Raw genomic sequence first — 26756 nt, 5'->3', positions numbered from 1 at the left:
GATCATTCAGCGCATGAAATCGAATAAGGACATGCCCTGAACGTCGACAAAGGCGCGCTGGGCGGCTTGTAGACCGACCTGGCGTAGGCTGTATTCAGTCACAGCCTCACCGTAATCAAGATCAACTAGATCCGACATCACCTGGTCATAGTTAAGCATCCGATTGCTGCTTACCGTATCAACCAAATCCAGCTCATTCAGGCGCGCACCAACCGAGGCACGCTGAGTAAGAATATTATCGAGGCTGTTATCCAGTTCGCGCATCGTAGTATTAATGGTGTTGCGCACATGAATATGGGTGGCCTGGGAGCCTTCTTGATCGAGTTGCAGCACATCAATAGCATCCTTGAGCGTCTTGAAGACATCTTGATTGGCTTCAGGGTCATCAGCTTCGCGCATCTGGATCTGATCGCCATCCTCTGGATCACCGCTTAGAGTAATATTGATACCGCCGAACTCGACGGTTGCTCCTGAAACATACGGCTTATTAGTGACCGGATTGCCGTCACTATCTGACACTGGGGTTGGTGCTCCGGTAGCGTCGTCCGGAGTGGTCACGCTGAAGGTAACCACCGGAGGATCCGCCGTGTCATCGACAGTAAAGGTCAGTGAGAAGGGCTTACCGAAATCGGGATGGTTAGTATCGATACGGTTTGGACCGCTGAAAGTCACCGTCCCTTCATTGCGATAATAGCCTTGTTGCACCCCAACCTCATCGGTACCGAAGTCTACTGGACCATCGGTGTCTCTTTCCGCACGCGCTACATAAATGGCTCCACTCGGTACGCTCTGGAATAGCTCTTGGCCGTTGTCGCTAACCGCCATCAGACGCGCGGAATCAATGCGTTGTTCACGGACGTTGCTGTCGCCGACATACTGTACAGAGTTTATGCCAGCACCAACCGATTGCATCACGAATGGTGGTGACTCATCCTTATAGCCACCGAAGAGATAATTGCCATTGCCATCCGTCGCATTGCCTTGACCAACCAGCGTCTCATAGAGGCCGGTCAATTCAGCCGCAACAGCTTTCCGATCAGAATCACTCAAGGTATCACTCGCCGCCTGGACCAGCAGTGTCTTGGCGCGGATAACCGTGTCGCTGACGCTATTTAACGTGCTCTCGGTCAAGGAGAGCGCGTTGCGGGCGCTGACCCGAGAGTCGGTATTCTGTTGCGTCGCTGCCTGCGCTTGGGATACTCGCACGGCACGCGAGGCATCTTGCGGGTCGTCCGCGGGTGTCATCACACGGCGACCGCTGGCGATCTGGAGGCCAACCTTTAAAAAATCGCTCTGTTGCCGGTTCATCGACGACAGACTCTGCTGAAACATGGTGACGGTACTGATGCGCATCATGGCGAATACACCCCAAAATTAGTTGCGCAGGCCAAGGATGGTATCGAAGATCGTCGAAGCGGTGTCGATGACCCGGGCGTTAGCGGCATAGAATTGCTGAAAGCGAATCAGGTTAGCCGCCTCTTCGTCCAGGTTGACGCCCGACTCAGACTGCTGTAAAGCTTCGAGCTGCTCGGTGATGCCCAAGCTGGCGTCCAGATTAACCTGCACGATATTAGTGCGGTTGCCGACATCGGAGACAATGCTGGCGTAGGCCTGCGTCAGGGTTGCTTGCCCTGCCACTAGATCCGCATTCTGGAGCTCTTGGAGTGCGAGCGCATTGCGGTTGTCACCGGGACCGCTATCTGGGTCCGCAAACAGGCCGGCGGCAATCTTATCCGTATCACTGATCAGAACTTCCATCCCCACCGCTGCGTGACGAACGGGTTGCACTTCGAAGCTGTCGTTGACGGCGAGTTCACCGACGTCATCGAAGGTCAGGGTAACGCCACCGAAACTGAGGATGGCGTTGGTTCCGTCTCCGTTCGGGTCAGCAAAACTCACCTCGGCTGCATCCAGAGTTTCGCCGGTATCTTTGCGGATCACACTAAACGCGGGAGCAGCGGCGTCGGTCACCAGCACCTCATAATCAGTGGCACGCAACTGAGAGACATTGGCGGTATCGAAGGCTGCATTCGTGATGCTGGCGCTCCCGCTGTTGCGGTCATCCGAATAGACAACAGGATCAGCGATGCTAAAAAAGTCTGTGCCTTGATCACCATTGAGGTCACGACCCAGCCGGTGTTGGTCGTTGAAACCAATGACTAGAGAGGCCGCTAGCTGGCCGATCTGGTTTTGGGTCTTATCCAGCGTCTCGTTGCGGAAGGTCATCAGCCCACCGAGGCTGCCGCCAGTGATTAGGTTCTCTTGCAACGGTACAACGCCTCCGCTTCGACCATCCTGGTAGCCGATTAGCGTGCGTCGTGGATCATTAGGTGCATCCATGGCAGCCAACTTGGTCGCCTTGGTACCGGTAACCAATTGCTGGCCATTGGGTAAACTAATGTTGTAGCTGTCGCCATCCTGAATATTGAGGCGGATATCCATGCGCTGGTTAAGGTCTTTGACGAGCTGGTCACGTTGATCAAGCAGTCCATTCGGCGCTGAGCCACGGCTCGCTTGCGCGAGCGCGATCTCGCGGTTCAGCACCGCGAATTGTTGTGTCAAGTTGTTGATCTGAGTGACTTCATCGCGGATCTGGTTGTTCACACCCTGCTGCATATCCTCCAGATAACGATCGAACGCACGAAACTGGGCGGTCATGGTCCCAGCGGTGCCAAGCACGCCTTGCCGTGAAGCCGGATCGGAGGGGCTAGCTGTCAGGTCTTCCAGACTAGAGAAAAAGTTTTGCATCAAAGGCGATAAACCCGCCTCGCGATCGGCAAGCAGGTTGTTGATCTGCTCAACCTCAGTGCGATAAGCCTCAAGCCCGCGGGTATTGCTGAGCGAGGCATTAAGTTGGTTGGCGACGTATAGATTGAATTGACGCTCGACATCGACAACTTTAACGCCGGCTTCCGCGCCGTTGTTGGACAGCCGAGTGATCTCTCGGTTGTGGCCGGGCGTGTAGACATTGCTGATGTTATTGCTGGTCGTCTTGAGGGCGACTTGCGCAGTATTTAGACCACTTAGTCCGATGGAGTAGAGACTCATGTTTTTCTTCCCGACCGTGTTATTTCAAGCTCGGTCACTAACCCTGATAACAGTACATATCGGCAGAATCTCGAGAAGCTTGAGACGCCCGGATAGCCCCTAAACGCTAAAACCTCGCGGCGAGCAGACCCTTTCTCTTGCAGTGGTGACGCGCCCTGAACGTTCGCCAAGAGGTACTCATCCTCTTGAGTATCCCCTGGAGGTCATGCGCCTCATCACGACCAGCCAGTCACGACCAGCCAGGATGCCTCTCGGCTTCTGCCAAGTCTCTGCCGCCACAGGGCTAAAATCCCTGAATCAGCGGCGAGCGCTTGGCCTCGGTGACGACAGCATCTAGATGCCCCATGATCTTGATCAGTTTATCGGCATAGGCGGGGTCCGTCGCGTACCCCCCTGCCTGTAAGGCGCGCGCTGCCTGTTCGGCAGTTGGAGCCGTGCCGACTGCTGCGTAACGCGGGCTGCGGCTGATCAGGCGGCCATAGTCGGTAAAGGCCGCCTCGTAGGAGTCGTAGACGCGAAACTGGTCCCTGATTCGGGTGCGTTGACCGTTGTAGTACTCGTGGGTGGTGACCGCGGCGGTCGGCCCTTGCCAATGGCTCCCCGCCTTGATGCCAAACAGGTTATGACTGTTGCGCCCATCGTCGGTCCGAATCTGGTGGCGGCCCCAGCCGGTCTCCAACGCGGCTTGCGCCAGGATCAGCTCAGCAGGCACGCCGGTCTTCTGGCTTGCGGCCTGGGCAGGTGCTAGCAATGGCTGCAAGAAGGCCTGTACATGCGCAGGCTGATCACGCAGATCGGCGGTGGTCATCGCGCTCAGATTCGCCGGTCGAGGATCGAGGGAGCCACTCAACGCATCGAGCAAACCACCCGGTGAAGGCGCCCAATAATCGGCTGCGTCACCAGTGACCTGGGCGGTCTGATGACCAGCAGTCAGAGTGGCTCGATCGCTAGCCGGTGTGCGACTTGCCTCGCTTTCGGGATCGAGCAAGCCAGATGATGACTGAGCACCCGTCCGCTCGATCAGGGGAGCCGTTGCCGCCGGCTCAAACAGCGCATAGCGACCACCACCGCCAGCGATCGCAGCCTGAGCAGCGAACAATGAAGCTGGCGTATCGGCGATTGGCCGATCCTGATCAGGGCTGGCTGCGGCCGCGGCAACGGGATTCGGGCTGGCAGGCGCCTTCTCGGCCTCAGCCGACTGCCGCTGATCGGACGGGGTCTTTAGCATCCGCGGCTCACCGCGCGGGATGTGGGCAAGCAGGTCGTTTTGATCAAGCGCTGCAGTCGCGGCCGCCGCGGCTTGCGGAGTCGTCACCGCAGACGGACGCCGCTGACCGGACTCGAGCTGTTCGACCAACTGATCAGCCAGCCCGATGCCGCGCTCGGCCATGGTTTGCGCCCATTGGTGATCGAGCAGCGATTGGTAGAACTCGGTCTGCTTGCTGTTGGTCAGATCGCTGGTCGGCACGGTCGCGCGCATGCCCTTGATCATCGCATGCAGGAACAGCGCCTCGAACTGCTGGGCCGCCGCGCGCAGCGCCTCGGGGTCCTGCTCACGCGCGCCTTGCTTCAGGCGTTGCAACCCTTGCACATCCAGTGCGAATTGGCTGGCAGCGCTCTCGGCCTGCATCAGATGATCTCCAGCTCAGCGCGCAGCGAACCCGAGGCCTTGAGCGCCTCGAGGATGGCCATCAGGTCTTGCGGGCTAGCGCCAAGGGCATTGAGCGCGCTGACCACCTCGGTCAGATCCGCGCCACCCACCAGGCGCAGGAAGCTATCTTGCTCTTCGATGGTAATCTGGGTCTCCGGCACCACCACGGTCTCGCCACCGCTAAACGGTGGCGGCTGACTGACCTGGAATTGGGTCTCGATGACCACCGATAGGTTGCCGTGCGCCACCGCTGCGCGTCGCAGCGTCACGGCGCTGTTCATCACCACCGAGCCGGTGCGGGCGTTGAAGACGACCCGCGCCGGCGCCTCGGTCGGGGTGACTTGGATACTTTCGACCCGCGCCATGAAGCCCAGGCGTTGATCATCGCTCGGCGGGCCATTCAGCTCGATCACCCGGCCATTGACGCCCTTGGCCATGATGCAGCCGAATTCCTCGTTGATGGCATCGACAATGCGCTTGGCGGTGCCGAAGTCAGCCTCTTTCAGCACCAGTTCGAGCAGGCCGCCCCTAGCATTGAGATCAACCGGAACACCCTCCTCGACAATCGCGCCACCCGGGATGCGCCCAGCCCCGAGTTGATTGATCTGCACCGCGGCGCCACCGGCTGCTGCGCCTGCTCCCGGCACTAGCAGGTTACCTTGGGCAATAGCGTAGATCTCACCATCGGCGCCTTTGAGCGGGGTCATCAGCAAGGTGCCGCCTTTGAGGCTGCGTGCGTTGCCGACCGATGAGACATTCACATCCAGGCGCTGACCGGGCCGCGAGAAAGGCGGCAGATCGGCGGTGACCATCACCGCGGCGATATTGCGCAGCTGCATGTTGGTGCCAGCGGGGATGGTGATCCCCAGTTGCCTGAGCATATTGCTCAGGCTCTGCCCGGTGAAAGGCGCCTGCATGGTCTGGTCACCGGTGCCGTCTAGGCCAACGACTAGACCGAAGCCAACCAGTGGGTTATCGCGGACGCCAGCAAAGTCGGCAAGCTCTTGAATGCGCTCGGCGGAGGCCGGCAGTACCATTATCACCGTGATCAATACAGCTGATACAAGCTGAACGAGCCATTTTGGCCCCTTGTGCATCATCGATGTCGAGAAGCTAGAGGCTTGCATCATCATGTTCGGTATCGCTAAATGACATGTATTGTCAAACAGAGGAACCTCGCGTCTTCATCGTTCAGATCGGCGAGATATTTAGGAAGAACCGCTGCAGCCAACCCATTTGCTGGGCCTCATTGATGTAGCCATCGCCTACATATTCAATACGGGCGTCGGCAACCGCTGTTGAAGACACCGTATTCTGGCCGGTAATCCTAAGTGGATCGATGACACCGGAAAAGCGGATGTACTCGACACCTTGATTGATCGCGATCTGCTTCTCGCCATGCACCCTAAGATTGCCGTTCGGCATCACATCCACGACGGTCACGGTGATAGTTCCAGTGAAGCTATTGCTGGCCTGCGAGCCCCCACTGCCGGAAAAATCGTTAGACCCGTCGATGTCCAAGCCCCCCTCCTGAAGCTCGTTGACGCGTGCCAGTCTGAAAAGCTCCCCGCCGATGGACACGCCACCATCCCGGGATGCATTCGAACGAGAATTCTTGGTCGCACTCACCTGCTCATTGAGCACGATGGTCAGGATATCACCCGGCATCCGTGGTCGGCTATCCTCGAATAGCGGCCGAATCCCACGGCGTGGCTGAAAGATTGATCCGTCGGCAACTCGACTCGGTGGCTCGGCAATCTGCACCGGCCGATAGTCTCCCACGACGGATCGGCGTGGGACTTGCGCGCAGCCCCCGAGGCCAAGTAATGAGGCGCATAGCACCAGCGTCGCAATCCGAGTGATCATCGGGTCAGCAGAGTGCTTACAGCTGCGTCAGGCGGGCCAGCATCTCATCACTGGTCTGCACCGCGCGGCTGTTGATCTCATAGGCGCGCTGGGTGGTAATCATATTGACCATCTCCTCCACCACATTGACGTTGGAGGTCTCGATGTAGCCTTGTCGCAAGGTGCCCGCCCCATTGAAGCCGGGGAGGTTCTCATTCGGTGGCCCCGAGGCAGCGGTCTCCTGATAGAGGTTATCACCCATGCTCTGCAGGCCGACGGGGTTAATAAAGGTGACGAGTGTAATCTGACCGATCTCCTGGCCCAAAGGATCACCAGGCAGGGTTACCGACACAATACCATCATTTCCAACCGTCACATCCAGGGTATTATCGGGTTTGATGATCGCCGGCTCCAGCGGAAAGCCATTCGAGGTCACCATCTGGCCATTCTCATTAAACTCAAAGGTACCATCGCGGGTATAAGCGATGGTGCCATCAGGCATCAATACTTGAAAAAAGCCCTCACCCTGAATCGCCAAATCATTCGAGTTTGCAGCCTCAAGGCTGCCTTGCGTCATCTGTCGGGCAACCGCAATGGGTCGCACTCCACTGCCGATCTGCAGACCCGATGGGAGGCGGTCCTGGACATTATTCAGTGCACCAGGCTGGCGCAGGTTTTGGTAAAGCAAGTCAGCGAATACCGCGCGCGAACGCTTAAAGCCAGCTGTACTAACATTGGCCAGGTTGTTGGAGATGACATCAAGGTTAGTTTGTTGGCCCTCAAGGCCGGTCTTGGAGGTCGAGAGCGATCGGATCATGGCCATGGCGGCGGTCTCCTGGAAATAGCGAAGTCAGTGCATTATTCAGTAAAGACTCTATTAAAGAAACGCCCGCGGTCTATCCCAAACCGCTCGCGGTGACGATTGCGAGCCTGAATAACTCTGTTGTTGCAAATGGTTTGCGCTAGCCTTGCAGCGCCAGGATGCTATTGGCACGCTGGTCGTTCTCATCCGCCGTCGAGATCACTGACATCTGCATCTCGAAATGGCGGGCGGCGCTGATCATCGACACCATCGCCTCAACGGGACTGACATTGCTGCCCTCAAGACTGCCGCTGACCAGGGTTGCCGCTTCATCCCTCGGCAGCGGAATCACCAGACCCTCCTCGTTTTCCGGGGGGCGAAACAAGCCATCATCACCGCGCTGCAGTATCTGTTGACCAGGCTCGACCAACTTAATGCGACCGATGTCGGCAATCGCATCCGGCCCTTGCCCTGCGCCAATGGCGCTGAGGGTGCCATCGTCACCAATGGAGAGCTGTGACTCCAAGGGCACAATGACGGGGCCACCATCGCCGATGACCGGACGACCAGCAATCTCGAGCACGCCGTCACTATTGACCTGAAGTTCACCGCGGCGAGTGTAGGCCTCAGTGCCATCCTCGGCCTGCACCGCGATCCAAGCCTCACCGTCGATGGCCACATCCAGTGGGTGTCCCGTGGTGCTGATCGGCCCGGGGGTGAAATCGCTTCCTGGAGTTGATGCCACCGTCGAGACTCGGGTAGCACTCGCAGCCTCGCCCTGCACCGGCACTGCGCGCGCTGCATAGAGCTGGGCGCGAAAGCCCGTCGTGGTCGCATTGGCCAGATTGTTGGTGACCACCGCCTGCTGCTGCAGGCCTTGCTGGGCGCCACTCATGGCGGTGTAGAGGATGCGATCCATAGGAAGAAGTCAGCGACCAGTCTGGTGTCGCCCAGAGCAATCTGCAATGGGCGAAAGAGAACGCTTGTCAGAGCCTGGGAGAGACTCTGGCCAAGCAAGTACCCAATTACAGGTTGATAACCGTCTGTAGCATCTCATCCTGGGTGCCGATTGATGACGAGTTGGCCTGATAAGCGCGCTGCGAAACGATCATATCGACGAGCTGCTGCGCCAGATCAACATTTGAGTTCTCGAGCACCCCGCCCTCAATCGTCCCAAAAATGCCCGTGCCAGCCACCCCAATGACGGGTTCTCCGGAGGCATTGGTCTGCCGCCAGGCATTGTCGCCATCGGGCTGCAGCCCTTCAGGGTTAATAAAGTTAGTCAGTACGATCTGGCCCGCAGCGCGCCGCTCCTCGTTGGTGTAGATTCGTGTAACTGTACCATCTTCCTCAACCTCAATACCGATGAGTGTACCTGATGTATAGCCATTTTGGTCGAGGGTATTCAGTAGTGAATTGTTATTGAACTGAGTAGTTCCTTCAAGACTGAGGTTAAATGCCAATTCGGCAGCGCCGCCGAGGTCAAATCCATCTGGAGGATCGCCAGCAGCTGCAGCATTTAAAGGAAATGTCAATGTGAACGAGGCCTGTGTAGGGTTTGCAGCCGTGCCGTCACTCGCTTGACCAACGCTTGCAATACTGTCTGGTGGGCCGTCGTCGGGGAATGAATCAGCAAAATCGAATGCAGGACCAGGATCAATGCCTTGTGAAATCAAAACAGGAGGAGTAGAACTATCAAAGTATTGGGTTAAAGACCCATCAGCATCAAAGTTCAACACGAAATCAGGTGCGTTATTGTCTCCTCCAGCATCGAGAGGAAATCCACCTGGTCTTTGTCCATCCATAGCAAACCTAACTTCCCATTGGTTGTCTGCTATTTTCGTATAATAGGTTGTAACATTTCGTTGATTTCCAAGAGAATCATAGACTGAGTAACTCGATGAAAAATGAAATCCAACATTCGCGGTCGTCGGTGGATCAGTTGTGTTATCTGTGACTACTGCTGCTGTCTGCAAATCATCGTTCGAGACATTCGTGCCAATGGTGGAAGCATTGAGGTTGTAAACTGCGTTTGCTTCTGTTGTGGCATTTGCGGGAATATCATCTTGAGGAATCTGTAATCGTTGCGGCACTCCACCCGGGATAACCCTTGAGAAAGGGTCATTCGCGTCAGCCAGACCGTACCCGGTCAGGAACTGTCCTGTCCCGTTAACCAAGAAACCATTCTGGTTTTGGTTGATCTCACCGTTGCGTGAAAAAACGACCTCACCATTAGACTTCTCTAAGCGATAAAAGCCCTGCCCTGCAATTGCCAAGTCTAGGTTCCTGCCAGTGTTCTCCAGATCGCCAGAGCGGAAATCCTGCATAACTCCGGCGATATTGACACCCAGACCCACTTTACTTGAGGCGCCAGCAAACACATCGGCGAATAGTACATTGCCAGACTTGAACCCGACCGTCTGAGAGTTGGCAATGTTGTTACTAATCACCTTAATGTTTTCGGCTTGGGCGCGCAGACCGCTTAATGCTTGTGAGAAGCTCATCAGGTATTCTCCATTCGAACCTAGGGTAATCTAGAAATATAATCTGCGATGGCTAGAGAATCTGCCGTATGGCCTCCATCCCAACACGACCATAAACGGCGCCAAGATCCAGGCTCACCTGGCCATTTTGGTCTTGCGGCGTTACACCAAGAACAGACGCGTAATTCAAGACCTCACCGGCAATGGCTTCATCATCAGCATCGACGGCCTCAAGCCTCACCGAATAGGCCCCTGACGCAGCCGCTTCACCTTCATTGGTCATGCCATCCCAATAGAAGGAACTGACGCCCGCCTCGACTGGCCCGGTATTGAACTGGCTGACCACCGCGCCATCTGCGCCAGTCACTGTGACCTGGATGTTCTCAGCGGGTGCTTCAAGCTCGATGCCGAATGGAGTGGTTTGGGGCTCACCATCCTCATCTTGTTGCAGCATGACCTTGTTTCCCGGCACCATCACCCCCTTTCCAATCAACGCACTGGCCTGCAACGCCTGATTGGCATCGATCTGCCCGGTGATGGCCTGAAGGGTTTCGTTCAGCTTTTCAATGCCGCTGACCATGTTGATCTGCGCGATCTGCGTGGTCATCTCGGCATTTTCGAGCGGGTTGAGCGGGTCTTGGTTCTGCAGCTGGGTGGTGAGCAACAGCAAGAAGCTCTCGCGCAGCTCATCAGACTGACTCTTGCTCAGCGGCATACTGCTGCCAGCATTCGCCGCTAGGGCGTTATCAACACCGTTGATCATAATCGTTAACCCTCTCCAATGGTCAGTGTCTTCATCATGAGCTGTTTACTGGTATTCACCACCTCGACATTCGCCTGGTATGACCGCGAGGCGGAGATCATGTTCACCATCTCGTGGACGGGCTCGACGTTGGGCAGGGTCACGTACCCTCGCTCGTCAGCCAGCGGGTTGCCTGGCTGATATTCCAACCGCATCGGGGATGGATCATCAATGACCTCGCGCACGCGAACACCACCGATGCCACGCGCGTTTTGCGCGAGGCTCTCGAAGATGACCTGCTTGGCGCGGTAAGGTTGGTTGTCGGGTCCAGCGAGGCTGTCGGCGTTCGCGAGGTTGCTCGCGGTCACATTCATGCGCTGTGACTGGGCCTGCATGGCCGAGCCGGCGACCTCGAAAACGGAAAATATCGTCATTGAGACATGCTCTTAGGCGTTTGTTCGGTTAGGCGTTCGTTCAGTCCGGCGTTCTTCGGTTCGCGCTGTCAGTCGGCTACTCGGGCTGCATCGCGCCCTTGAGGCCCTGAACCCTGCGATTGATGAGGGTCAATCCCGTTTCGTAGCGGACCGCGTTGTCGAGAAACTGCATGCGCTCTTGATCCATCTCGACCGTGTTACCGTCGAGGCTAGGCTGGGCAGGGATACGGTAGAGGAGGTCATCACTCTGCGAGGACCCACTCAACGGCGGACCTTGGCCTTCGATGTGACGAGCGGATGTCCGCGCCAAGTTGAGTCCCTCCTGCTCCGCCGACCGCCCGCGCTCAACCGCATTCTTGAGCTGACTGGCAAAATCGAAGTCGCGCGCCAAATAGTTTGGCGTATCCGCGTTGGCAATGTTGCTGGCGAGCACTTCGTGCCGCTCTTGGCGCAGCGCAGCGGCCTTTTGGACAAAATTGAACGCTGCCGCAAGTTGATTGATCATCCGCTTCCTCGGTTTGTGCTCTCTGGCGAGCGCCAGCCACGCTAGGTAGTACCCTAGGTAGTTTAGAGCATACCCGAGCAATAGCGACATGTAAGGTATAAATAGGCGTGCATTTTGTGACGACATTCGCGTTTCCCTGTCCCTGCGAGGCTGTTACCGTGAACTCTACGCTTCAGCGTTTGAGGCGGCAACGCGCCCTGTCCATCAGGCCGAGGCCATCGATGACTTGTTCGCCATGGTCACCATGACTCATCATCATCGTGTCGTCTCACTGCTTGCGCGTTGCCAAGACTGGGTTCGAGTTCGGCTGCGGAGTCGGGCACTGAGGCGAGGCGCGAAGAGCCGGCTCGCACTTGTGCGCATACTCCCGCTGATGGCGCTGTCAAGCCTTACGACGGCAGGCCAGGCGCGGGCAGAGGAGGCGCTGATCGACCTGGTGCAAGACTTCCTGCACCAGCAGTTTGCCGACGATGACCAGGTGGTGATTGAGGTCCACCTGCCGGCCGCACAGATGCCGCCCTGCTCGGCCCCGCAGCCGTTTCTACCGAACCGCTCGCGGCAAGCCGAGGGTCGTGTGTCGGTTGGCGTGCGTTGCGGCGAACAGGGCCAGCAGGTGCGTTACCTGCAGGCCGAGATCAACCGCTACGGACAGTATCCGGTGCTCAAGCGGGAGATCGCAGCAGGCACTCAAGTCACCGCCGCGATGCTGACGCAGCGCGAGGGCAACCTGAGCGAGCTGCCGCGCGAGGCGGTGCTCGAGCCGGAGTCGATCATCGGCCAGGTGGCGCGTCGCGCGCTAGCGGCAGGCGTCCCCTTGCAACAGCGCCAGTTCGAAGCGAAACCGCTGGTGAGACGGGGTCAGCAGGTCTCGGTCGAAGCACGCGGTGCCAATTTCCGCGTCAGCCGTGAAGGTAAAGCCCTGGACACCGGCGGCTTGGGAGACTCGGTTCGCGTTCAGTTCGGCAATCGCAACTTGATCAACGCGCGGGTGGTTGGGGAAGCAAAGCTGGTCGTCGATTTCTGAGCCGCGCCCGAAGGCGGAGACTCGCAACGCGACCCTCGCGAGCATGAACCGCAGCGGGCGCCGTTGCTAATCCGGCTAAAGTTCGCGCGCCGCGGGCCGATAATCGAAGTAAGCACCGGGAATGAGGCCAGACCCTTGAAAATTGACTCCCATCATCCGCTGTTTCGCGCCAGCCAGCCCGCGCAGGAGCAATCCGCAAAGGTACAGGGGCCAGTACGGAGCGACACCAGCAAGACCACCGATCCCGCGGTTCAGACCCATCTGCATCGCGAGGCGGCGGCCACCGATCAAGATATCAATGTTGCCAATGTCGAAGCCATTCGTGACGCGATTCGAGATGGCCGCTTAGAGGTCCGCGCTGACCGGATCGCTGATGGCCTGATCGCCAGCGTTCGTGATCTGCTCGAGGTGTAACGGCGATGACGCTTGCCCACCTGCTCGGATCGCAATACGACGCTCTCGGCACCCTAGTGACGCTGTTGGAGCAAGAGCGCCAGGCGCTCGCGGTGGGCAACATCGATGGCGAGCTACTGCAGCAGATTGCGGCTGATAAGCAAACGCTGCTCGAGCAGCTCGAGCGGACCGAGCAACAGCGCCGGCAGACCCAATCCGCGCTTGGCTATGCGGACGGTGACGCCGGCGCACAGGAGGCAGCGCGTGATGCCGGTTGCCTCGACGACTGGAAGGCCGTTCGCGACGCCAGCGAGCGCGCCGCTCGGCTCAACGAACTCGCTGGCGCCATGCTGACGATGCGCCTCAAACACAATCAGAAGATGCTGAATCTGATTCACGCCGTCGCCGAGAAGACCCTCTACGACACCCGCGGTCGAACCAAGGCTCAGCCTGGCCGCATCAATGCCTCGGCCTAGTCGCGAGCCCGCACCTTGCTGACCATGCCGACCCTGCTGCGGCAACCGAGCCTGCATCGCAAGCCTCATCCAGCATACGCGATCACGATAATTTCTACTCGTCAGGCCAGCGGAAATGCGCTGGTTGCCTATACTCATTGAATGTCCCTCGCCACTGTTTTATCTATGCAGATAACCGTGGTAGCGATAAGCTGTCCGGATTGCCCGCGTGAAGAGCCCCGGGGCGGGCCGCTAACTACCGTGATCGCCCGGGACAGGAACGCATTAGCCGGGGGATGTACGGATGGGAGAGAGTGTGAACGAGCTCGCGCAACGGCCGGCCTCAACGATCAATGGCTGGTCATCCTATGGGACGGTAGATCGAGATCTCGAACTCACCGATACGGATTTTCACCGCATTCGCGAACTGATCCACAAACGGGCGGGTATTGTGCTGGCCGAGCACAAGCGCGAGATGGTCTACAGCCGCCTTGCCCGACGCCTAAGGCACTATGGACTGACGCAATTCAGTGAATATTTAGCCCGCCTAGAACGTCGGCCCGACGCCAAGGAATGGGAAGCCTTCACCAACGCGCTGACCACAAACCTCACCGCATTCTTCCGCGAATCCCACCATTTCCCGCAGCTCGCCGATCATGTCCGCGACCGGCATGGCCCAATAAGGATCTGGTGCGCAGCCGCTTCAACGGGCGAGGAGCCCTACTCCATCGCCATCACCTTGGCTGAGACCCTCGGCACCCGCGCAGCGGATGCAAAAGTGACGGCAACCGACATCGATACCGAGGCCCTGGCCAAGGCGCGGGCCGGGATCTATCCCATCGAACAGGTCCACAAGATGGACGAGGCGAGGATTAAGCGCTTCTTTCAGCGCGGTACCGGAGGTCAAGCCGGGATGGCACGCGTGCGCCCCGAGCTGCGCGCGATGGTCGACTTCCAAGCGCTCAACCTACTCGCATCTGGATGGCCGGTCAAAGGCCCTTTCGACGCGATTTTCTGTCGTAACATCATGATCTATTTCGACAAAAAAACCCAGGCGCGCATCCTTGAGCGCTTCGCTCCGATGATGAAGCCCGATGGCTTATTGTTCGCTGGCCACTCAGAGAACTTCACCTACATCAGTCAAGCCTTCCGACTTCGTGGTCAGACCGTCTATACCGTCGCCTGAGGCCCTGAGACCCGTTGGCGCTGAGACCCGTTAGCGACAGCGCACAGGCCCGGTGCGGCCTGGTCTTTCACCAACCGATTGAGAGGTGGAGGAGCCGACTTTGAGCTCAACTAAGATTAAGGTGCTGTGCGTCGATGACTCGGCGCTGATTCGGGACTTGCTCACCGAGATCATCAATAGCCAGCCGGACATGCAGGTGGTTGCCGTGGCATCGGACCCGATTATGGCTCGGGATCTCATCAAGCGTTACAACCCCGATGTGCTAACGCTCGATGTCGAGATGCCGCGCATGGATGGCCTCGACTTCCTCGAGCGACTGATGCGGCTGCGCCCGATGCCAGTATTGATGGTCTCCTCGCTGACCCAGTCCGGTTCCGAGGTGACCCTGCGCGCGCTTGAACTCGGCGCACTTGATTTCGTCGCCAAGCCTTCGATTGGGATTCGCCGCGGTATGATCGACTATACCGAGGAGATCGCCGAGAAGCTTCGAGCCGCCGCGCATTCGCGCCCGCGCCGCGCACCCCACCGGCGCGATCCGCCCCCAACCCGCCTCAAGGCGCCGATGATCTCGAGCGAAAAGCTGCTGATCATTGGCGCCTCAACCGGTGGTACCGAGGCCATTCGCCAAGTACTCGAGCCCTTGCCCGCGAGCAGCCCAGGCATCCTGATCACGCAACATATGCCAGGCGGCTTTACCCGCTCGTTCGCCGAACGCCTCGATCGGCTCAGCCAGGTCTCCGTCAAGGAGGCCGAAGAAGGTGAGCGCGTGCTGCCCGGCCATGCCTACATCGCACCCGGCGACCAGCATCTGAAACTGGCCCGCAGCGGCGCCAATTATGTGGTCAAGCTCGACGACGGACCGCCGGTCAACCGCCATCGCCCCTCGGTCGACGTGCTGTTTCACTCCGCGGCCGAGTATGCTGGTCGCAATGCGATTGGGGTGATCCTCACCGGCATGGGCAAAGACGGCGCTGCCGGTCTGCTCGAAATGCGTAACGCTGGGGCACCCACCATCGCCCAGGACGAAGCAAGCTGCGTGGTCTTTGGCATGCCGCGCGAGGCGATTGCCCTCGGTGGAGCCTGCGAAATCATGGCGCTCAACGAGATCCCGGCACGCATGATGGCGCTCGCGGCCGCATCCGGTCGGGCGCAGCGGGTCTAGATGATGCGCCGGCACGGCTCGATTCCACGTCGGCTCGATTCCACGACACAGGCAAGACCAGCATGTTCAAAAATATAAGGATCGCCACTCAACTCGCATTCCTCGTCGGATTGCTCGCCGCCGCGCTGATTGCACTGGCTTTGCTCGGGCTCTATGGGCAAAGCGAGGCCGTCAAAGGACTCGACACCGTTTATCAAGACCGGGTCTTGCCACTAGGCCAGCTTCAGTCCATCGTTGACAACTATGCTGTCAACATCGTCGATGCGTCACACAAGGTCAACGACGGCGCCTTGACCTGGACCAAGGCGCAAAACGCGATCTCGACCGGGCTGGCCGAGATCGAATCGGCCTGGCAGTCCTACTTAGGCACCCTGTTGGTGCCACAGGAAGAGCGGTTGGTCAACGCGCTCAGGCCGCTCTTGGCGAGTGCCGACGCTACGCTCAGCGAGCTGCAACAGATCCTGCAGCGACAGGATCAAGCCGCGCTCGAGGCCTTTGTGAGCGACAAGCTCTATCCGGTCATTGACCCGATCGTTGAGGGCTTTCATGCCTTGATGGAGGTCCAGATCGAGGTTGCTGAGACGACCTATGAACAGGCCTCAGCACAGTATCTGAGCAACCGGAACATGATCATCACCGCGCTAGTGGTAGTCCTGACTGGTGGCGTGCTGCTGGCCTGGCTGATCATCGCCGGCATCAACCGTCAGCTCGGGGCCGAACCCTATCGGGTGGCCGAGATCGCCGAGCGAGTCGCCGATCAAGACCTGAGCCTCGAGATCCAGACCAAGGCCAATGACAACAGCAGCGTGCTCGTCGCCATGAAGCGCATGGTCACGCACCTCGCCGGGGTCATCGCCGAGGTGCGCCAGAGCAGTGAAGCCATTCACTTAGGGGCCAGCGAGATCGCTGCCGGCAATGCTGATCTGTCTTCACGCACCGAGCAGCAGGCCTCGGCCCTTGAGGAAACCGCCTCAAGCATGGAAGAACTGACGGCCACCGTCAAACAGAATGCGGATAATGCGCGCCAGGCCAGCGGCCTCGCTCTCGAGGCCTCTGCCACCGCCGAGCGCGGAGGCGATGTGGTTGGGCAGGTCGTCAAGACCATGCATGGCATCTCAAACAGCTCTCAGCAGATTGCCGAGATCACCAATGTCATCGATTCAATCGCCTTCCAAACCAACATCCTGGCGCTGAATGCGTCGGTTGAAGCAGCCCGCGCCGGTGAGCAGGGACGTGGGTTTGCCGTGGTTGCCGGTGAGGTGCGTAACCTCGCCAGTCGCAGCGCGGACGCCGCAAAAGAGATCAAGGAATTGATCGAAGGGGCTGTTGCGCAGATCCAGGCGGGTTCATCCTTGGCGGAAAATGCAGGCACCACCATGGAAGAAGTGGTTGGGGCTGTGCGTCGAGTCACTGATATCATGGACGAGATATCGGCCGCTTCCCAAGAACAGAGTCAGGGCATTGATCAGGTCAGCCAGGCGGTGGGACAGATGGATGAGGTGACGCAACAAAATGCCGCCTTGGTACAGGAGGCATCAGCGGCAGCGGCGTCCTTGGAAGAACAGGCGAGCCGCATGGAACAGGCCATCGCCAAGTTCCGCCTGACCAAGACGGCGAGCACCTCTAAGCAGTTGCCCGCGCCTAGCAGCCGACAGGAACACAGCACAAAGCCTCACGTGAGGCCGCCTGCTGCGCTGCCTTCTTCTGGTGACCGGGCCACCCCCCCGGGCAAACCGGAGCAGCGCCATACAGCGCCCGCTGAAGACGAGTGGGAAGCCTTCTAGAGATGACTAGTCTAGAGATGACTAGAGATGAATAGTTAGAGGATTCGCGATGGTAGACAAAAACATTGGCATATTGGTCGTCGACGATTTTCCGACCATGCGGCGCATTGTGCGCAGCCTGCTGAAAGAGCTTGGCTTCACCAACGTCGATGAGGCCGAGGATGGCCAGGACGCGCTGAACAAGCTCAAGGCCGGCGGGTTCAATTTCGTGGTCGCAGACTGGAACATGCCCAACCTGGATGGCATGGAAATGCTCAAGCAGATCCGCGCTGATCCAGACCTCAAAGACTTACCCGTTCTGATGGTCACGGCCGAGGCCAAGAAGGAAAATATCATTGCTGCCGCCCAAGCAGGTGCGAGCGGCTATGTGGTCAAGCCTTTCACCGCCGCCACGCTCGATGAAAAATTGAACAAGATCTTCGAGAAACTGGGCTGGTAACAGCAGATCGACGACAGTCCAGGATTGCTGGAGACAGACAATGACCACGACACAAAAGCCGCAGGATGATCAGCAGGGCATGGATGTGCTGATCTCCCGAATCGGGAACCTAACGCGCCTGCTGCGCGACAGCATGCGCGAGCTTGGTCTCGATAAGGAGATCGAGAAGGCGGCAGAGGCCATCCCCGATGCCCGCGATCGGCTCAACTACATCGCCAACATGACCGAGCAGGCAGCGCATCGTGCGCTCAACGCCATTGATCGGGCGCAGCCGCTGCAGGAAGCGCTTGAGAGCCGCGCCGAAGCACTCGATCAGCGTTGGGCCGAGTGGTTTTCAGAGCCTCGAGAACTGGATGCCGCGCGCGCCATCGTCGAAGACACGCGCACCTTCCTCGCCGAGGTGCCAGAGAAAACCCAGGCCACCAATAAGGAACTGCTCGACATCATGATGGCGCAGGACTTCCAAGACCTGACCGGCCAAGTGATCAAGCGGATGATGGAGGTGATCAGAGAGATCGAGAACCAACTCGTGCAGGTGCTGATCGATAGCGTGCCGGAAGGCCAGGCGCGTGATGAGATGCAGCGCCGTGCCGATAGCAGCCGCTCCGATAGCCTACTCAACGGGCCGCAGATCAATCCCGAGGCCAACGACGTGATGGGAAGTCAGGATCAGGTCGACTCGCTTCTCGACGAGCTCGGATTCTGAACAAACGGCCGCTTGTCCAGTCTCTCTGCCAAAGGCACTATTGCTGTCGCGCATCCCGACTCCCGCGAGGATCGCTGGCGATCTAACCGCCTGCTTGATGATTTGCGATGGCTGAAGACCAAGGCAACGACCAAGAAAAAACCGAAGAAGCCACACCGCGACGCTTAGAGAAGGCGCGTGAAGAGGGCCAGGTTGCGCGTTCCCGTGAGTTGAGCACCTTCATGTTGCTGTTGGTCGGCGTCGGCAGCTTCTGGGCTGGAGGCGCGATGATCTACGATCAGCTCGGGCTGATCATGGAGCAGGCGTTCCTGTTCGAACGACGCGAGGCACTTGAGGTGATGCCGATGCTCGTTAAGGCAACCGACCTTGTCGAGCGCAGCCTCTACGTCATGCTGCCCGTCTTCCTCTTGCTCACGCTCGCAGCCCTGGTCGCACCCGTCTTGCTGGGTGGCTGGCTGGTCTCGGCCAAGTCGCTTCAGCCACAACTTTCCAAGCTCAACCCGGTGAAAGGGATCAAGCGGGTTCTCGGTGTCCAGGCGCTGGTTGAATTGGCCAAGGCGATTGCGAAATCGGTCCTCGTCGGCAGCGTCGCGGTCGCCTTCCTGATGGCGCACCGTGGGCATTACATGGACTTGATGGATCAACCGATTCAGCAGGCGCTGGCGAATACCCTAGAACTGGCCGTGATGGCGAGCGGCCTCATGGTCCTGGCCTTGCTCGTGGTCATCCTCATCGATATCCCTTATCAGCTCTGGAGCCATTCCAAGAAGTTGAGAATGACCAAGGAAGAGGTCAAGCGTGAGCACAAGGAATCCGACGGAGATCCGCAGATCAAGGCTCGTATTCGCCAGCAACAGCAGGCGATGGCGCGCGGTCGCATGATGACCAAAGTCCCCGAAGCAGACGTCATCATCACGAATCCACGTCGCTACGCCGTTGCACTGCGGTACGATGAGCAAGGTATGTCAGCGCCACGACTGATCGCGAAGGGTGTTGATCAGGTCGCCGCTCGCATCTGCGAGCTTGGCGACACGCACGGCGTGCCTCGGTTGGAGGCGCCACCGCTCGCCCGTGCGCTCTACCGCTATGTCGATCTCGATGCTGAAATTCCGATGGCACTCTATACCGCGGTCGCTGAGGTGATGGCTTGGGCCTTCCAGCTGCGGCATTTTCATCGCAAAGGCGGCTTGCCTCCGCCGCAGCCACAACAGCTACCGATACCAAAGGAACTGCAGGTTCCGGCAGACCAGACCAACCCTGAGGCGCGGACATGACCGCCTTGAGCGCACTGCTCGAGAAACAGGCCTGGCTTGGCAATGTGCAGATGAAGGTGCTGGCTGGGCCATTGCTCATCTTGCTGATTCTCAGCATGATGATCTTGCCGCTGCCGCCGTTCATCCTCGACCTCCTGTTCACCTTCAACATCGCCCTCGCCATCCTTGTATTGCTGGTGAGCATGTTCACGCAAAAGCCGCTGGATTTCGCGGCCTTTCCGGCGGTCCTGCTGTTTACGACATTGCTGCGACTCTCGCTCAACGTCGCTTCCACCCGTGTCATCCTGATGGAAGGCCATCAGGGTGGCGATAGCGCCGGCAAGGTCATCCAAGCCTTTGGCGAGTTTCTGATCGGCGGTAATTTCGCCGTCGGCTTGGTGGTCTTTCTGATCTTGGTGATCATCAATTTCATGGTCATCACCAAAGGCGCCGGACGCATCGCCGAGGTCGGCGCGCGCTTCATGCTCGATGCCATGCCAGGCAAGCAGATGGCGATCGACGCGGACCTCAACGCGGGACTGATCGGCGAGGATGAAGCGCGCAAACGCCGCGGCGAGGTCTCACAAGAGGCGGATTTTTACGGCTCAATGGATGGTGCCAGTAAGTTCGTGCGCGGCGACGCTACCGCCGGACTGGTGATCATGGTGATCAATATCATCGGTGGCCTGCTGATCGGCATGATGCAGCATGACATGAGCTTCGCTGAGGCCGGGCGCACCTACACGCTGATGACCATCGGCGACGGCCTGGTCGCACAGATCCCGGCCCTGGTGATCTCGACTGCAGCCGGTGTGACGGTCTCTCGGGTCAATACCGAGCAGGATGTCGGCCAGCAGATGATCGGCCAGCTATTCATCAACCCGCAGGTGTTGATCCTGGCCGCGATCGTGATGGGTCTGTTGGGCCTGGTCCCGGGCATGCCCAACCTGGTGTTTCTGATCTTTACTACCCTCCTCGGCGGTCTTGCCTGGTATCTCCTGCATGACCGGAAAAAACTGCTCGTCGAAGAGGCGGTTGCGCAGCCAACGACAACTAAACAGGAGGCACCCGAGGCAAGCTGGGATGATGTGCAACTGGTCGACACCCTCGGCCTCGAGGTCGGACACCGCTTGATCCCTCTGGTCGATCAACGCCAACAAGGCGAGCTGCTTGGTCGCATCAAGAGCGTGCGTAAGAAGTTTGCGCAGGACGTCGGCTTCCTACCGCCGGTGGTGCATATCCGAGATAATTTGGAGCTGGGGCCGAACACCTATCTGGTCTCGCTCAAAGACGCCGAGATCGGTCGTTCCGAGGTCTTCCCCGGCAAATGGCTCGCGATCGATCCTGGGCAGGTCACCGGCAAGCTGGAGGGAACGCCAACACAGGACCCGGCCTTTGGCCTGGCCGCGGTTTGGATCGGCAGTGGGCAGCGCGAGCATGCCCAGGTTTACGGCTACACGGTGGTGGATGCCAGCACCGTCGTCGCCACCCACCTGAATCACCTGTTACACCGACATGCCGCTGAGATGCTTGGCCGCGCTGAAGTCCAGAATCTGCTCGATAAACTCGGCGACGAGCAGAAAAGTCTCGTCGAAGAGGTGGTACCGAAGCTGATCTCGCTGACGGCATTCCAACGCCTCTTGCAGAATCTGCTCGTCGAAGAGGTGCCCATCCGCGACCTTCGCAGCATCCTCGACACCCTGGCCGAACATGCACCACAACAGCAGGACCTTGCCGAACTGACAGCCGCGGTCCGTATCGCGCTCGGGCGTGCCATTGTCCAGCAGTGGTTCCCCGGCGAGAAGGTGCTGCGTGTGATCGGTCTGGACACACAGCTCGAGCAGGTCTTACTGCAGGCCATGAGCGGTAACGGAGCACTCGAGCCAGGATTGGCTGAAACACTGATGCAACAGGCGGAAAAGGCGCTCACGCGCCAGGAGGCCGGAGGCGATCCGCCGGTACTGGTCGTCCAACACAGTCTGCGCGCTGTGCTCGCACGCTTCCTACGCCGGCGCTTGCGCCACTTGGTGGTCATGTCCCAGGCCGAGATACCGGATGATCGCACCCTGCGCGTGACACAGTTGATTGGAGGCAAGTAGCCTGATGCAACTCCGCCCGCTCATCGTCGACCTCATCGCCGCCGCCGAAAGATGGCAAAGGCTGGCACAGAACCTGCTCGCGGCGACCACGGCCGGCGCTGCCCGCACTGCCCTGTTGACGATCTGCTTGGTCGCAGGATTCAGCGGATTGAGCGCCTTTGCCGCTGGCAGCTGGGTCGCGAGCGCACCTGCGCTGCGGGTCAGCATGGCCGAGCGGGAAAGTCTTTCGGCACCCTTACTACCACCGGCTTCGGTGCGCGCAGGCGAGATCCACAGCGTGATTTGGCGCTTCGAGGCACCTCCCGGCGCCACCCTAAAGGGGCGGCTGTGTCAGGCCGATAGCTGTGTGCCGGTTGCAACGATGCGTGGCAGGAGCCGCGCGCTTGCAGGACTGCCCGCAACGCGGCCATTACGATTTCATTTCTCCCTCGACCAACCGCAACAGCAGGCCGTGGTCGTGCGCGGCATCCAGCTCATCGTCAATTACCTGTGACCGATGAGCTAAGAGAGCAAGGCAAACGGGATGTATACTGCCAAAGGCAAGATCGACCAGCACGAGCTGGTGACACAGTATTTGCCACAGGTGCGCCGGCAGGCGCTCGCGCTCCAGGTCAAACTGCCTTCAAGTATCGAGCTTGATGATCTGATCCAGGCCGGAACGCTTGGACTGCTCGAGGCCTTGGGGCGTTTCGACGCCAGCCAGGGCGCCAGTTTTGCGACCTTTGCCAACCAGCGCATTCGTGGCGCGATGCTCGATGAGCTGCGCAGCCGTGATTGGCTGCCACGCAGCGTTCGTCGCAATGCCCGGGCGATGGATGAGGCCATCCATCGGCTGGAGCAGCGCCTGGGTCGCGCTCCAGAGGAGCACGAGATCGCGGCGGAAATGGAGATCGAGCTCTCGGACTACCGACAACTCCTGAGCGACACCAACAATGGTCAGTTCTTGCCCTTCGAAGAACTCATCCAGGAAGGAATCGAGCCGGGAGCGGCGAACCGCCCCAGCGACCCCTCGCTCAACAACCTGCTGGATAGCGAACAGCGCCAGCGCCTCATCGAGAGCATCGATGCCTTGCCCGAACGCGAAAAACTGATGATGGCGCTCTACTACCAGGAAGAACTCAACCTGAAGGAGATCGGGGCCGTTCTGGGGGTCAGCGAGTCGCGCGTCTGCCAGCTCCACAGCCAAGCGCTCAGCCGGATCAGAGCGCGGCTGCATGAGGCCGAGGCCGGTCAGTAACACCCTGTTGTTTTTGTTGTAGCCTTAAGCACCCATGAATCCGTCAACTGTCATCGGCATCTTGGCCAGCATTTTACTGCTCGGCACCGTCCTCTTCTTCACCGCTGAGTCTCCTGACAGCTTTCTCAACTTGCCCGGCCTCGCCATCGTGCTGACAGGAACCATGGCGGCCACCTTTATTAGCTACCCATTGCGTGAAGTGCTGCGGGTTGTTGGTCTCGTCGCCGTCGTTTTCCGGCGTGAGAACACCTATACCCGCGATGACATTCAAGAACTCGTGGATGTCTCGCGTCTCTGGTTCAAAGGTGACGTCCGCGCGGTCGAAGCCGCGCTCGAGCAAACGCGCAATCCCTTCCTCCGCAGCGGCATCCAGTTGGTCATTGCCAACACCAAAGAGCAGGAGATCTTCGACCTGCTCAGCTGGCGTATCGCGCGTCTCAAGGCGCGGGAGCATGCTGAGGCGCAGATCTTTCATACCATGGCCACCTATGCGCCGGCCTTCGGCATGATCGGCACCTTGGTCGGGCTGGTGAACATGCTCGAGGTCATGGAGGCCGGCGACCTGCAGGTGATTGGCCCCCGCATGGCCGTCGCCTTGCTCACGACCTTTTACGGCATCTTGCTCGCCAACCTGGTCTTTAAGCCCTTTGCCGTCAAGCTCGAGCGACGGACCGAGGAACGACTCATCGCGATGAATATGGTGCTGGAGGGAATCTCGCTGATTACCAAGCGCCGTCTGCCCTCGTTCATCGAGGAAACCCTGCACTCGTTTGTTGCCACCTATCACGACGAGATTCGCGACCCGACCAAACCTGGCATCACCCCACGTAGAAAGAGGGCCAAAAATGCTTGATCGAGGCAGTCGGCAATCGATGCCAGAGATCAAGACGGGGGGCGATAGCGATGCCTGGCTGATGAGCTATCTCGATGTCTTGACCTTGCTCATCACCTTGTTCGTACTGCTCGTATCCATGCTGGGAACCGGCAGCGCTGATAGCGCCAAAAGCCGTAACGACGGTGGCCAGCAGCAGGATCAGCAAGCTGGAGTCAGCACGGGGCTACTGCCTGGGGGTCAAGGCTTGCAGCCGCAGAACGCGAGACTGCTGCACCAAAATCAAGCGCTGCAGACACCCGAACAGCAGGAGTTTCAAGGCATGGAAGGCGTTGACGGGGTGAGTATCGCCGAAGGACAAGAGGGCATTACCCTGCGCATCGACGATAACCTCTTGTTTGCTAGTGGTGAGGCGCAGCTGACGGAACCAGGCAAAGAGGTCATCGAGTCGCTGGTACCCACCCTAGACGCGTTCGACGGGCAGATCTCCGTTGAGGGCCATACCGACAATATTCCAATCTCGACGGCGCGCTTCCCCTCCAATTGGGAGCTATCGACATCACGCGCCATTGCGGTACTGCGTCATCTCATTCAATCCGGAATTTCCGAAGGCAGATTACGCGCTATCGGCTATGCTGATACGCAGCCGGTGGAGAGCAATACCACCGCAGAGGGGCGTGCCGTCAATCGCCGTGTCGAGCTGTTGTTGAAGCAACGATTGTGATGACGAGCTCGATGACACCATCAGGCCGTTTATTAGAGTGAGAATGCCACATGCGCCTTGACAACTTTCCGATTGGGGTTCGGATCATCGCTGGCTTTGTCGTCATGCTGTTGCTCGCCGTCGCCATCATCGTGCCCTTTCTGCTGAACCGACTCGACGGCGTCATTCAAGAAGCCGAGCAACGAGAGCTGCGCACCTTACATGGCAACCTCGTCGCCGCCCTCGACGCGGAAAGCCGTCGTGGCAATGCCATGAGCGCATTGATTGCACTGATCCCCGATGTACAGCAGGCCTTTTCAGAGCAGCGCCGCGACCGGCTTGCCGAGCTCTTTGTTCCAGGCTTCAAGACCTTGCGTGAGCAGTACGGCATCGCCCAATTCCAGTTTCACAATCCACCCGCGACCTCATTTCTGCGCGTTCATGGACCGGAAAAGTTTGGCGATGATCTCAGCGCCATCCGCCAGACCGTCATCGAGACCAACCGCTTACAGCAGCCAATATCAGGGCTTGAGCACGGCGTGTTCGGGCTCGGTATCCGCAGCCTGCAACCGGTGCAGTGGCAAGGACAGCACGTCGGTTCGCTCGAATTTGGCATGAGCTTCGGCCAGGATTTCTTCGAGCGTTTTGAGGAACTCTACGGCGCTGGTGCAGCCCTGCGGCTGCGCGAGGAGAGCGGCTTCAAGACCTTCGCCTCAACCTTTGGTGATCAGCCGCTGCTGAGCAAGGCGGCTCTCGATGCGGCCATGAAGGGCGAGCAACCGATGGAAGACCACGACTACGGCGATACGCCACTCGCGGTGATGGGGGCCGTCATCCGGGACTTCTCGGGTAAGCCCGTGGGGGTGCTTGAGGTGACGCTGGATCGAACCTCCTATATTGCCCGCGCAACCACCGCGCGCAACGCGGCACTGTTCATCAGCGCTGTTACGCTGGGCGTCGGCATCCTCCTCGCCTTCTTGATCTCACAGACCATCACCCGCCCAATCAAGCGCACCGCCGCCGCCATGGGCGATATCGCCGAGGGCGAGGGTGATCTCACGCGGCGCCTCGACGCCAACGGCCGCGACGAGCTGAGTGAGCTTGCACGCCAGTTCAATGCCTTCGTCTCGCGCATGCAGTTGACGCTGCAGGATGTGCGCGATAGCGCGCGCAGCGTGTATGAAACCGCGGGCTCTATTGCGCGCAGCAGCGAGGATCTGGCGAGCCGCAGTGACCAAGCCGCTGCCAATCTGCAACAAACCTCGGCGGCCATGGAGGAGATCGCGGCCACGGTGGCACACGGGGCTGATTCCGCCCATCAGGCAACCGCGCTTTCGGCATCGGCCAGCACGGCCGCTACACAAGGCTCAACCGGGATGCAAGAACTGCGCACGACCATGCACGATATCGACCAGGCGTCGTCGCGCATCACCGATATCGTCACCCTGATCGATGGCATTGCCTTTCAGACCAACATCCTCGCACTCAATGCCTCGGTTGAGGCCGCGCGCGCCGGCGAGCATGGCCGGGGATTTGCGGTGGTCGCACAAGAGGTCCGCACGCTGGCCGAACGCTCGCGCCAGGCCGCGCGCGAGATCCGCGATGTCACCGAGGAGTCCGTCAAGACCTCCCATCTCGGGCTGAATAAGGTTGAGCAGGCGAGCGAGTCGATGAACCAGATCCTCGAGAGTATCAGCAACGTCAATGATGTCCTCGAAGAGATCAGCGCCAGCACCCGGGAGCAGAGTTCGGCCGTCGCGGAGGTCAACACCGCGGTCACCGAACTGGACACCGTCACTCAACAGAATGCGGCGATGGTGAACCAGACCTCATCCTCGGCCGCCCAGATGCGCACGCTGGCCGAGCACCTGAACGCGCTCATCGACGCCTTCGAGCTGGGGAGCACGGCTCGGGACGATGACAACGAGCCGTATGCTCAGGCCGCCTTGCCGCCAGGCATGATGCACTGACAG

The 26756-nt window shown here is 59.1% G+C and carries 26 protein-coding genes; 15 read left to right on the top strand and 11 right to left on the bottom strand.

The window, feature by feature from the left end:
* Positions 1 to 6: 6 nt before the first annotated feature.
* The 11 genes from flgL to flgB all read right to left on the bottom strand — a co-directional run bounded on the left by flgL (position 7) and on the right by flgB (position 11510).
* A complete protein-coding gene (flgL, locus tag CCR96_RS11105) occupies positions 7 to 1356 on the bottom strand; it encodes a flagellar hook-associated protein FlgL (RefSeq protein WP_201220191.1) in 1350 nt (449 codons plus the stop codon).
* An 18-nt stretch (positions 1357 to 1374) separates the two neighbouring features.
* Positions 1375 to 3048, bottom strand: coding sequence for a flagellar hook-associated protein FlgK (gene flgK / locus CCR96_RS11100; protein ID WP_201220190.1), 1674 nt, complete (start codon positions 3046 to 3048; stop codon positions 1375 to 1377).
* 283 nt (positions 3049 to 3331) lie between these two features.
* Positions 3332 to 4678: a flagellar assembly peptidoglycan hydrolase FlgJ gene (gene flgJ / locus CCR96_RS11095; protein WP_201220189.1), complete on the bottom strand. Its 1347-nt coding sequence runs from the start codon at positions 4676 to 4678 to the stop codon at positions 3332 to 3334.
* Entirely contained in the window at positions 4678 to 5736 is a 1059-nt protein-coding gene (locus tag CCR96_RS11090; protein WP_242518931.1) for a flagellar basal body P-ring protein FlgI, read from the bottom strand. Before CCR96_RS11090 ends, flgJ begins: the two co-directional genes overlap by 1 nt.
* A gap of 154 nt (positions 5737 to 5890) precedes the next feature.
* Positions 5891 to 6565 carry a flagellar basal body L-ring protein FlgH gene (locus CCR96_RS11085; RefSeq protein WP_201220188.1) on the bottom strand — a complete coding sequence of 225 codons (675 nt, stop codon included), beginning with the start codon at positions 6563 to 6565 and terminating at the stop codon, positions 5891 to 5893.
* 16 nt (positions 6566 to 6581) lie between these two features.
* Positions 6582 to 7361 (bottom strand): flagellar basal-body rod protein FlgG, encoded by a 780-nt coding sequence (gene flgG / locus CCR96_RS11080; protein ID WP_201220229.1) that lies wholly within the window; start codon positions 7359 to 7361, stop codon positions 6582 to 6584.
* A 145-nt stretch (positions 7362 to 7506) separates the two neighbouring features.
* Entirely contained in the window at positions 7507 to 8265 is a 759-nt protein-coding gene (locus CCR96_RS11075) for a flagellar basal body rod protein FlgF (RefSeq protein WP_201220187.1), read from the bottom strand.
* Between the two features lie 106 nt (positions 8266 to 8371).
* Positions 8372 to 9850 (bottom strand): flagellar hook protein FlgE, encoded by a 1479-nt coding sequence (gene flgE / locus CCR96_RS11070; RefSeq protein ID WP_201220186.1) that lies wholly within the window; start codon positions 9848 to 9850, stop codon positions 8372 to 8374.
* 52 nt (positions 9851 to 9902) lie between these two features.
* Positions 9903 to 10544: a flagellar hook assembly protein FlgD gene (locus tag CCR96_RS11065; RefSeq protein ID WP_242518940.1), complete on the bottom strand. Its 642-nt coding sequence runs from the start codon at positions 10542 to 10544 to the stop codon at positions 9903 to 9905.
* 53 nt (positions 10545 to 10597) lie between these two features.
* Positions 10598 to 11005, bottom strand: coding sequence for a flagellar basal body rod protein FlgC (gene flgC / locus CCR96_RS11060; protein ID WP_201220184.1), 408 nt, complete (start codon positions 11003 to 11005; stop codon positions 10598 to 10600).
* Positions 11006 to 11081: 76 nt separating this feature from the next.
* The gene (gene flgB, locus CCR96_RS11055) at positions 11082 to 11510 is read right to left on the bottom strand and encodes a flagellar basal body rod protein FlgB (RefSeq protein WP_201220183.1); all 429 of its coding nucleotides are present in this window, start codon (positions 11508 to 11510) and stop codon (positions 11082 to 11084) included.
* Between the two features lie 373 nt (positions 11511 to 11883).
* Between flgB and flgA the strand changes: the two genes are divergently transcribed.
* From flgA to CCR96_RS10980, 15 genes are all read left to right on the top strand, one after another.
* The gene (gene flgA / locus CCR96_RS11050) at positions 11884 to 12534 is read left to right on the top strand and encodes a flagellar basal body P-ring formation chaperone FlgA (RefSeq protein ID WP_201220182.1); all 651 of its coding nucleotides are present in this window, start codon (positions 11884 to 11886) and stop codon (positions 12532 to 12534) included.
* Between the two features lie 135 nt (positions 12535 to 12669).
* Positions 12670 to 12948: a flagellar biosynthesis anti-sigma factor FlgM gene (gene flgM / locus CCR96_RS11045; protein ID WP_201220181.1), complete on the top strand. Its 279-nt coding sequence runs from the start codon at positions 12670 to 12672 to the stop codon at positions 12946 to 12948.
* Between the two features lie 5 nt (positions 12949 to 12953).
* Complete coding sequence (locus tag CCR96_RS11040) at positions 12954 to 13403, top strand: flagella synthesis protein FlgN (protein ID WP_201220180.1); 450 nt, start codon at positions 12954 to 12956, stop codon at positions 13401 to 13403.
* Positions 13404 to 13698: 295 nt separating this feature from the next.
* Positions 13699 to 14568: a CheR family methyltransferase gene (locus tag CCR96_RS11035; RefSeq protein WP_420827264.1), complete on the top strand. Its 870-nt coding sequence runs from the start codon at positions 13699 to 13701 to the stop codon at positions 14566 to 14568.
* A 100-nt stretch (positions 14569 to 14668) separates the two neighbouring features.
* Entirely contained in the window at positions 14669 to 15730 is a 1062-nt protein-coding gene (locus CCR96_RS11030) for a protein-glutamate methylesterase/protein-glutamine glutaminase (protein ID WP_201220178.1), read from the top strand.
* Positions 15731 to 15792: 62 nt separating this feature from the next.
* Positions 15793 to 17514 (top strand): methyl-accepting chemotaxis protein, encoded by a 1722-nt coding sequence (locus CCR96_RS25080; RefSeq protein WP_274601105.1) that lies wholly within the window; start codon positions 15793 to 15795, stop codon positions 17512 to 17514.
* A gap of 49 nt (positions 17515 to 17563) precedes the next feature.
* Complete coding sequence (cheY, locus tag CCR96_RS11020) at positions 17564 to 17953, top strand: chemotaxis response regulator CheY (RefSeq protein WP_200241781.1); 390 nt, start codon at positions 17564 to 17566, stop codon at positions 17951 to 17953.
* A gap of 40 nt (positions 17954 to 17993) precedes the next feature.
* Positions 17994 to 18659, top strand: coding sequence for a protein phosphatase CheZ (gene cheZ / locus CCR96_RS11015; RefSeq protein ID WP_201220177.1), 666 nt, complete (start codon positions 17994 to 17996; stop codon positions 18657 to 18659).
* A gap of 107 nt (positions 18660 to 18766) precedes the next feature.
* Complete coding sequence (flhB, locus tag CCR96_RS11010) at positions 18767 to 19933, top strand: flagellar biosynthesis protein FlhB (protein ID WP_201220176.1); 1167 nt, start codon at positions 18767 to 18769, stop codon at positions 19931 to 19933.
* A gap of 50 nt (positions 19934 to 19983) precedes the next feature.
* Positions 19984 to 22011: a flagellar biosynthesis protein FlhA gene (gene flhA / locus CCR96_RS11005; protein WP_242518938.1), complete on the top strand. Its 2028-nt coding sequence runs from the start codon at positions 19984 to 19986 to the stop codon at positions 22009 to 22011.
* Between the two features lie 4 nt (positions 22012 to 22015).
* On the top strand, positions 22016 to 22504 hold the full coding sequence (locus CCR96_RS11000) for a flagellar protein FlhE (protein ID WP_201220174.1): 489 nt from the start codon (positions 22016 to 22018) through the stop codon (positions 22502 to 22504).
* Positions 22505 to 22534: 30 nt separating this feature from the next.
* Entirely contained in the window at positions 22535 to 23248 is a 714-nt protein-coding gene (locus CCR96_RS10995; RefSeq protein ID WP_200241792.1) for an RNA polymerase sigma factor FliA, read from the top strand.
* Between the two features lie 34 nt (positions 23249 to 23282).
* A complete protein-coding gene (locus tag CCR96_RS10990) occupies positions 23283 to 24101 on the top strand; it encodes a motility protein A (protein ID WP_201220173.1) in 819 nt (272 codons plus the stop codon).
* 19 nt (positions 24102 to 24120) lie between these two features.
* Entirely contained in the window at positions 24121 to 24804 is a 684-nt protein-coding gene (locus CCR96_RS10985; RefSeq protein WP_201220227.1) for an OmpA/MotB family protein, read from the top strand.
* Between the two features lie 50 nt (positions 24805 to 24854).
* A complete protein-coding gene (locus tag CCR96_RS10980; RefSeq protein WP_201220172.1) occupies positions 24855 to 26753 on the top strand; it encodes a methyl-accepting chemotaxis protein in 1899 nt (632 codons plus the stop codon).
* Positions 26754 to 26756 lie beyond the last annotated feature (3 nt).

The organism is Halochromatium roseum (genome assembly GCF_016653315.1).
Taxonomy (GTDB): Bacteria; Pseudomonadota; Gammaproteobacteria; order Chromatiales; family Chromatiaceae; genus Lamprobacter; species Lamprobacter roseus.
The sequence above is the reverse complement of the archived record's forward strand: the minus strand, read 5'-3'. Positions and strand labels throughout refer to the sequence as shown.